Here is an 8696-nt window from a genome sequence, read left to right as displayed (position 1 = left end):
GTTAAGGTTACAGGCTTGCTCATTGTCAAACTTTAACCCAATTTGACTACCTCTCTCCAAAATGAGCGAACCGTGAGAAGCAAAACCATTCGGGAATCAATATTAGTCCGCGTAGGCGGACTTTGCACCACTAGCAGCGGTTTCAACCGCTGAACCAGCGATTGTTTAGTTAATAATACCGATACCTGAGCATCAGCGAGAATAAACTCCAAGCGTTCGGCTGGATAATTAGGATCGATCGGCACGTATGCGCCGCCAGCTTTGATAATGCCCCATAAACCCACGATCGTCTCGATCGATCGATCCACACAAATACCAACTAAACTTTCTGATTTAACGCCCAAATTCTGGAGATAATGGGCGAGTTGATTGCTACGTCGATTGAGTTCGCGATAGGTAAGTCGTTCGTCACCACAGATTACCGCCACTGCATCGGGGGTTCGCGCTACATGGAGGGCAAAAGCTCGATCGATCGCCAGCACGGGGAAATCGTTAACAGCACTGTGATTCCACGCTTGTAACTGCTGCAATTCGCTAAGTGGGAGCAGGGGTAAATCTGCCAAACAACAGTCGGGATTGGTGACTATTCCCGCCAGTAAAGTCTGGAAATGTGCCAACAGCCGCTCGATCGTGGATTCATCGAAGAGATCGGTGTTATATTCTAGTTTGCCAATCAGCCCGATCTCGGATTCTACTAGGTGAATGGTAAAGTCAAATTGAGATGTATGATTGTCAATTCGATCGTGTTCGACAACCAAATTTGGCAGTTCGATATTCTCGATCGAAAAGGCATTTTGAAACACTAACATCACCTGAAATAATGGTGCATAAGTTAAGTTTCTGGCTAATTGTAGTTCTTCTATCAATTTTTCAAACGGCAAAGTTTGATGAGCCAATGCACCTAATACTGTTTCGCGCACGCGATCGAGTAAAGTCCGGAAACTGGGATTGCCCGACAAGTCACTGCGGAAGACTAAAGTATTAATAAAACAGCCGATTAAATTTTCTAGTTCCGGTTGTTGACGATTGGCAATCGGCGCACCGACGAGGATATCTTCTTGCCCACTATACCGAAATAGTAATGTTTGCAGGGCAGCTAATAGAGTAACAAAAGTCGTACAGCCAACTTGCTGAGATAATGCCCCGATCGAATCAGTCAGCGGTTTAGGAATAGTAAAAGATAGCGTTTTACCCGTAAAAGATTGTACTGAAGGACGAGATCGATCGCTTGGTAATGGCAATAAATCGGGAGCTTGGTGCAATTTTTGTTGCCAATAAGTCAGATCCGCCGCTAACATTTGCCCTTGTAAATGTTGCCGTTGCCAGATTGCAAAGTCGGCATATTGAACTGGTAATGCCGCCAAAGGTGAAGGTTTATCGCCAGCAAAAGCAGCATAAATCGCACTCAGTTCGCGAAAAAAGACCCCGATCGACCACGCATCGACGCTAATATGATGCAATGTTAATAACAAGATATGTTCGGCAGGATCGCAAATCAATAGACTCGATCGTAACAAGACATCGGTTTCTAAGTTAAATATTTGGCAGGCTTGAGCTTGAGCGATGCGCTCTATTTCTAGTTCTCTCGCTGACGGATTTAACGATCGTAAATCGATAAAAGGCATATACCAATTACCGATAGGATGAATGATTTGAATCAGTTCGCCAGCAATAGTTTGAAAAGTCGTCCGTAAAACTTCATGTCGATCGATAATTTCAGCAAGACTGCGTTCGAGCGCATTCACATCGAGATTACCAGAGATTTTCAGTGCGATCGAAACGTTATTAGAAACCGCACTTTGAGTTCCCAATTGGTCTTGAAACCACATCCGTTGTTGCCCAAAGGAAACTATACACCGATCTCGTTCTGTCGATCGATCGCGCTTGGGTATTGCCCAGGAGTGAGGCTGTTGAATTGTCTTTTTTTGATTTAGTCGCTGTTTTAATAGTGCCTGTTGTTCTGGCGACAATGCAGCAATTCGTTTTGATAAATCGTTCATTGTTAAATAGTAATTTTTAAATAAATATTTAGTGCGAGCAAAGAACCCCGACTTCTCGAAGAAGTCGGGGTTCTAGTGTAACTTATGGCAACTCTGTCCGATCGACGATTTCAACCGCTAAAATATCGCGTTTCAACCACCACAAAACGATCGCCGCAATCCCGCTATAAGCAGCAACAATCGCCGCGATCGCTAAATCCCCAAATAACCAATCAAAACCCAATCCCTCACCCAACCAAAATGTACCCAATCCACCTAATAAAATCCCCGATCCTAACTTAATTAAGACCTCTGGTACATTCAACAAATACTTGTGTAAAACCGTGACAATCAGTACTGAAAATACCAGCGCGATCGCAGTGCCAACTAGCGATTCATACCATGCACCCGAAGCCACTCCTAAAGTGACAACGAGAATTGCAACTTCAAAAGTTTCCAGGATCGCACTTTTTGCCATCACCCAGAAATTCAATTGATTGAATCCCAAATTTTGCTCGTCTAATACAATCTCCTCAGCAGCAAGTGGATCGTCAGACATCCACCCCGCTCGTTTGCCTTTTGCCAGCCGTTTGATGGATTTATTTACCCATCTCGAACCAAACCAAAGTAATGTCACGCCGACGAGAATTTCTAGCCAATTGAGGGGAATCGATCGCAAGATGCCACCAAAAGGGATGGCAATTATTCCAACTAACGATACACCAAAAATACTACCTGCAATGGCTTCTTTTCGATAACCCGATCGAGCGATCGCATAGGCAATTACGGCAATCTCCAAAAAATCGATCGCAGCACCACTGACGGCGGCGATGAGAATGTTCCAGTTGATGTTCGTCATCTAGTTTCTTTAACTCACTAAGGTTTTGACTCGATCGATTGATGTATAACTGTTTTTGAGATCTTTGAGAAAATCCAAGCTCTCCATTACCCAGTCAAATTCTACGCCAAAATCAATCAGAGCGGCAACTTCATCGACTCCAGCCTGTTGCAGACTATCGATAATTTTCTGGCATTGCATCGGCGTTCCCATCAGTACTTTGCCGTTAAAATAAGTCTCGAAACTGAATTCTAATAGATCGTCGAGATCGCGAGCAGTCATGGTTTTTGGATCGATCGAGAACCGTAGATCGCCAGCAGACTTAACTACCAAATCGAAGTGAGTTTTGAGATAATTTTTAAATGGTTGCTTGACTTTGATTTTGACAGACTCCAGATCGTTACCAATAAATGTATGAATCATCATCGATACTTTCCCACTCTGCGGATCGCGACCGCTTTGGGCTAGCGATTGACGATATAAAGTAATTTTGCGAAGGATTTCATCGAGGCTTTGATATAGGGGAGAGGTGAGAATATTTGCGCCGATTTTACCTGCTTCAATAAATGATTCGTCTGATAGTGAAGTAATCCAAATTGGTACCTGCGGCTGCAATGGTTTGGGAAAAGTATTGATGTTGACAGGTTTACCATGCCCGCCGATTAATTCGATCGATTCACCTTGCCAAAGTTGTCGAACTACTTGAATATCGCGCCACATAATCGCTTTTTTGTCGGCATATTTTTCAGGTGCGAGGACAAAATCATTGGGATGCCAACCAGGCGCAAATGAGAGTCCGACTCGCCCTTGAGAAAGGTTGTCTACCATCGCCCATTCTTCCGCGACACGCAAGGGATCTTGCAAGGGCATGACGACGCTACCAGAGCGGATTTGAATGTTTTCAGTGAGGGCGGCGATCGCGGCTCCAGCGACGGCTGGATTGGGGTACAAGCCTCCAAAAGCATCAAAGTGACGTTCGGGCACCCAAACTGCGGCAAACCCATGTCGATCGGCGAATTTCGCGCCTTCGATCAGCAGGCGATATTTATCGCGACTGGTGGTGGAGCCGTCGCCAGAAAAGTAGAATAAACTGAATTCCATGCTTTAAATCCTCTATTTCACAACTATATTTAATTGATCTCGATCGAACTGAAACTGAGACGGTGCTTGACTAATAATTTCTCTGCGTCCTCTGCGTCTCTGCGGTTAAAAAAACATCCGCTTTTTAGGACAGAGTTTAAATCTCCGTTCTAAAAACCCAATTCTCAATTCTCAATTAATTTAACGATCGCCTCTTCCTGAGCCAATCGATCGCGTACTTCATCGATCGACAAATTTTCAATCTCGGCTAACAGGCGAATCATCTCATCAGAATCGTCTGGCTCACTGAGGAGATCGGCGATGATGGCTGCCAATCCTGCGACGGTGGGGGCTTCGGATAGGAGGGTGCGGAGGGATAGATCGACGGGATAGATTTCCCGCAATTGAGAGACTACCCGCACGGCGAGAAGGGAATGTCCGCCTAACTCGAAGAAGTTATCATTCGCACCAATTTGGGCGATACCGAGTTGAGTTTGCCATAGTTGGGCGATTTGTCGTTCGATTTCAGTACTGGGTGCGACGTAGGCAGTTTGAATCGATCGAGCGTGCCCCTCCGTTGTCTCTTGGGGGTTATGTTGAGGAGTTTCGGCAGTTGCGACAGTGCGTTGCTGTTGTTGCTTGAGGACTGTCTGCCAGTCTTGAGTGGAGACGATCGCCCGATCGAGATTGCTACCGAGAATGCGCTGGAGGGCATCCCATCCGGCGGCGGGGGAAATTCCAGCGGCGAGGGCTGCTAATCGTTCCGGCTGGAGGTGAGCGGGTAGTTTAGTGAGATCGGCTCCCATGCCGACTTCTTGCCAGATATCCCAGTCGATCGAGATGGTGCGATAGTTGGGGTTGGTGGCTTGGGAGAGGGCGAAGGCATCAAGGAAATTGTTGGCAGCGCAATAGTCAATTTGTCCCATGCCACCCAGCAGGGCACTGTGGGAGGAGAATAAGACCATGAAATCGAGGTTTTTGTCGCGGTAAATGCGATCGAGTACTAGCGTGCCTTGAACTTTGGGGCGCATCACGCTGGCGGCGGTTTCGGGCGTTTTGAGTTGGATGATGCCATCGCCAGGGACTCCCGCTGTGTGGAAAATGCCATTAATTTGCCCGTAGGTACGCTGGATTTGCCCTTGAATGGCTACCATTTGCACGAAATCGGCAACGTCGGCATTTAGTATGAGTATTTCTGCCCCGATCGCTTGGAGGGCTTGGAGTTGGTGGATTTTGGTACTGGTGGGATCTGCGTCCTCATGACTCGTCAACCAGCCTGCCCATTCAGCTTGCGGTAGAAATGGGGAACGACCGATTAAAATAAGTTTTGGTTGTATTGCCGTCTGGGTTAGATGTGCGGCGATCGTCAGTCCGATTCCGCCCATGCCTCCGGTAATCAGATATACGCCCCGCTCGCGTAATGATGTTGGCGACTCGACGGGTTCTAAATACAGGGGTTCGGCGATCGGCAACCAGCGATAATTGCCGCGATAAGCCACGATCGGATCGCTCTGTGTGGTGGCTTGGGTGAGGATTTCGGCGATCGTCCGATCGATATCCCAGTCCGCGAAGGCGGACTTCGCACCACTAGCAACGACTTCCAGTCGTTGTGCTGTAATTTCTAAATCGATCGTACAGCAGCTAATATTTGGATATTCTTGCGGAATGACTCGACAAGCTCCTAACATAGTCGCTTTTTCCGGTTGAATCGTTTCGGTGCCCGTCACATCTTGACTATTGCTAGTTACCACGCCAATGTGAATCGGATCGTTGCTATTTTGTTGTCCGATCGCTTGAGCTAGATAGAGCAGGCTATAGAAACCAAATGTTTGCGATTCGTCAAAGGAGAGATCCGCACCTATCGTCCAGAGATGAGTAATAATCGGAGATCGATCGACCTCTAAAACCGATCGCATCAGCGTCTCGTAGTGGGTGCGATCGCTAGGATCGATCGTATAAACATCATTATGGTGGTTATATTGGGTATCAATTTCGACCTCAATTACTCGATCTCCTCGCTCCTGCAAGCGTTGTATCATCGAGTCTGCGAAGCCCAATCGATCGCTAAATATCACCCAACAACGCGATCGATCTGTGGGTGCAAGTGCGGGGAGTATAGAACGTTTCCATGAAGGAACGTAGAACCAATCACCGATGTCCGATTTTGGCGTTGGAGCGATCTCACTGGCATCGGTTGCGGGTGCGTCGATCCAATATCGTTGACGATCGAAGGGATAGGTGGGCAGGGGGACGCGCTGGCATTGGCGATCGGCATAAAAGCTTTGCCAATCGATGTCTACACCGCTCAACCACAGTTGCCCCAAGCTTTTCAGTAGCAATTCTAGATCCGAAGATTTATCTTGGGGATGGGGTAGGGAATAGAGAATAGTCCGATCTGGTGCCTGTTGTTTGGTGAGAGTGCCCAGAGTACGCCCCGCCCCGACTTCGAGGAAGATGGCATCGGGATTGGTTGATAACTCGGCGATTCCGGCTGAAAATTGCACTGGTTGACGTAAATGCTGCGCCCAGTACAGCGGATCGGTGGCGGCTGCGGCGGTAATCCAAGTACCAGTAACGTTAGAAATAAACGGCAGTTGGGGCGGATCGAACGTAATACCGCGCAAACACTCGATAAATGGCTCGATCGCTCCTTCCATCAGCGGCGAATGGAAAGCATGGGAAGTATGTAACGGACGGCAAGTAATCCCCCGCGTTGCCAGTAGACTCTCTAGTCCCGCGATCGCCTCAACCGTCCCCGAAACCACGCTCAGATCGGGGCTATTACTGGCTGCAAGGTGCAGCGAATCGTCGAGTAAGGTTTGCAGGTCGCCGACGGATAAATTGACGGCTAGCATAGTTCCTGTGGGCTGCTGCTGCATCAATCGTCCCCGCGTCGCCACGATCGTTAGGGCATCTTCGAGGGAGAAGACACCAGCCAGACAAGCAGCGACATATTCGCCGATACTATGTCCGATCGCGCCTTGCGGAGTTACGCCCCAAGAGATCCAGAGTTGAGCGAGGGCATATTCGATCGTAAATAAGGCAGGTTGGGCGATCGCGGTTTGGGTTAATTGCTGGGTAGCTGTTTCGAGATCGGCTGGATCTGCAAATAATACTGGGCAGAGATCGATATCGTGCGCGGATTGCAAGAACGTCACACAGAGATCGACATGGGATCGAAAAGTAGCTTCGCTCTCATATAGTTCCCGTCCCATATTCACATACTGGGAACCTTGCCCAGAGAACATAAACATCACAGGTGGATTGCTGGCTGTTGTGTGTCCGGTGAATACGCGATCGGAGTCCCCCGCACTAAATACTTCTACCGCATCCTCCAGACTGGATACAACGGCGATCCGGCGATGTTCTAATGCCCACCGTCCGACTTGGAGCGTATATGCGACATCGGCTAAATTGAGATCCGTAGCGTGCTGGAGTCGATCGCTTAAATTAACCGTCGATCGATCTAAGGCTGTCGCTGTTTTCGCTGACAGTGCCAACAGTTGGTAAGCTCGCGGCTCTGATGTTACCGGATCGAGGGGTGGAGCTTCTTCTAAAATGGCATGGACATTCGTACCGCCAAAGCCAAAGGAACTGACACCCGCACGCCGGGGAGTACTGTTAGTTGCCCACTCGGTAAGTTGGGTATTGACGTAAAACGGACTATTAGCAAAGTCGATTTGCGGATTGGGAGTTTCAAAATGAAGACTGGGAGGAATCCGTTTGTGATGCAGTGCCAACACTGTTTTGATGAATCCGGTAATCCCCGCCGCCGCATCTAAATGTCCGATATTAGTTTTGACAGATCCGATCGCGCAAAACTGCTTGCGATCTGTCGATGCGCGAAAAGCTTGTGTCATCGCGGCAACTTCGATCGGATCGCCCAATGCCGTACCCGTACCGTGAGTTTCCATATAGCTAATCGTTTCCGGCTCGATTTCTGCCATCAGGTGAGCCGCCCGAATCACCTTAGCTTGCCCCTCCTGACTGGGCGCAGTGTAGCCGACTTTCATCGCCCCATCGTTATTAATCGCCGAACCTTTGACGACAGCATAAATCCGATCTCGATCGGCGATCGCCTCTTCTAAGCGTTTCAATACGACAATTCCCAGCCCATTACCGCCCACCGTACCATTTGCATTAGAGTCGAAGGCGCGACAATGCCCATCGGGAGACACGATTTCGTCAGGCGAGAGGGTAACTTCACTCTGGGGTGATTTCACTGCTACCCCCGCAGCTAACGCCATGTCACACTCGCCACTAAGCAGACTTTGACAAGCTAAATGCACCGCCACTAAGGAACTAGAGCAAGCCGTCCCCACACTGATACTCGGCCCCTTGAGATTCAATTTATAGGACACGCGGGTGGGTAAATAATCTTTATCGACTCCGACTAATGTGGGCAAAAATCCCCGCGATTCGATTAGTCCTGGATTGGGACTGAGGTTATATAACAGGTAAGTTCCCATCCCTACACCTGCGAATACGCCGATCGATCTTTCTTCATTTTCCGAGCTATAACCCGCATTTTCGAGAGCTTCCCACGCCGATTCTAAAAACAACCGATGTTGCGGATCCATTGTTTCAGCTTCTTTAGGATTGAACCCGAAAAACGCCGCGTCGAATCGATCGACATCTTTGAGTACTGCACCCACTCGATCGATCCCGTTCGATCGGGTTTCACGATCGGTAAATGGGGTAATTAATTCGACCCAATTTTCTAAATTGTGCAAAAAATCTTCGTTCGTCTCACCGCCTGCAAATTTACCAGCGATTCCAATTACTGCTATTTCTAAACC

4 protein-coding genes are annotated in these 8696 nt (G+C 48.3%); all 4 read right to left on the bottom strand.

The window, feature by feature from the left end; genetic code table 11:
* Window positions 1-32 precede the first annotated feature (32 nt).
* Entirely contained in the window at window positions 33-2000 is a 1968-nt protein-coding gene (locus tag C7B77_RS17150) for a condensation domain-containing protein (protein WP_245894244.1), read from the bottom strand.
* A gap of 82 nt (window positions 2001-2082) precedes the next feature.
* Complete coding sequence (locus C7B77_RS17145; protein WP_106307387.1) at window positions 2083-2838, bottom strand: COG4280 domain-containing protein; 756 nt, start codon at window positions 2836-2838, stop codon at window positions 2083-2085.
* Between the two features lie 9 nt (window positions 2839-2847).
* Entirely contained in the window at window positions 2848-3918 is a 1071-nt protein-coding gene (locus C7B77_RS17140; protein WP_106307384.1) for an LLM class flavin-dependent oxidoreductase, read from the bottom strand.
* A gap of 164 nt (window positions 3919-4082) precedes the next feature.
* The coding region (locus C7B77_RS17135; protein WP_219892182.1) for a type I polyketide synthase at window positions 4083-8696 on the bottom strand (4614 nt) is incomplete at its 5' end.

The organism is Chamaesiphon polymorphus CCALA 037, from assembly GCF_003003845.1.
GTDB classification, from domain to species: domain Bacteria; phylum Cyanobacteriota; class Cyanobacteriia; order Cyanobacteriales; family Chamaesiphonaceae; genus Chamaesiphon; species Chamaesiphon polymorphus.
This window is presented reverse-complemented; position numbering and strand designations above follow the sequence as displayed.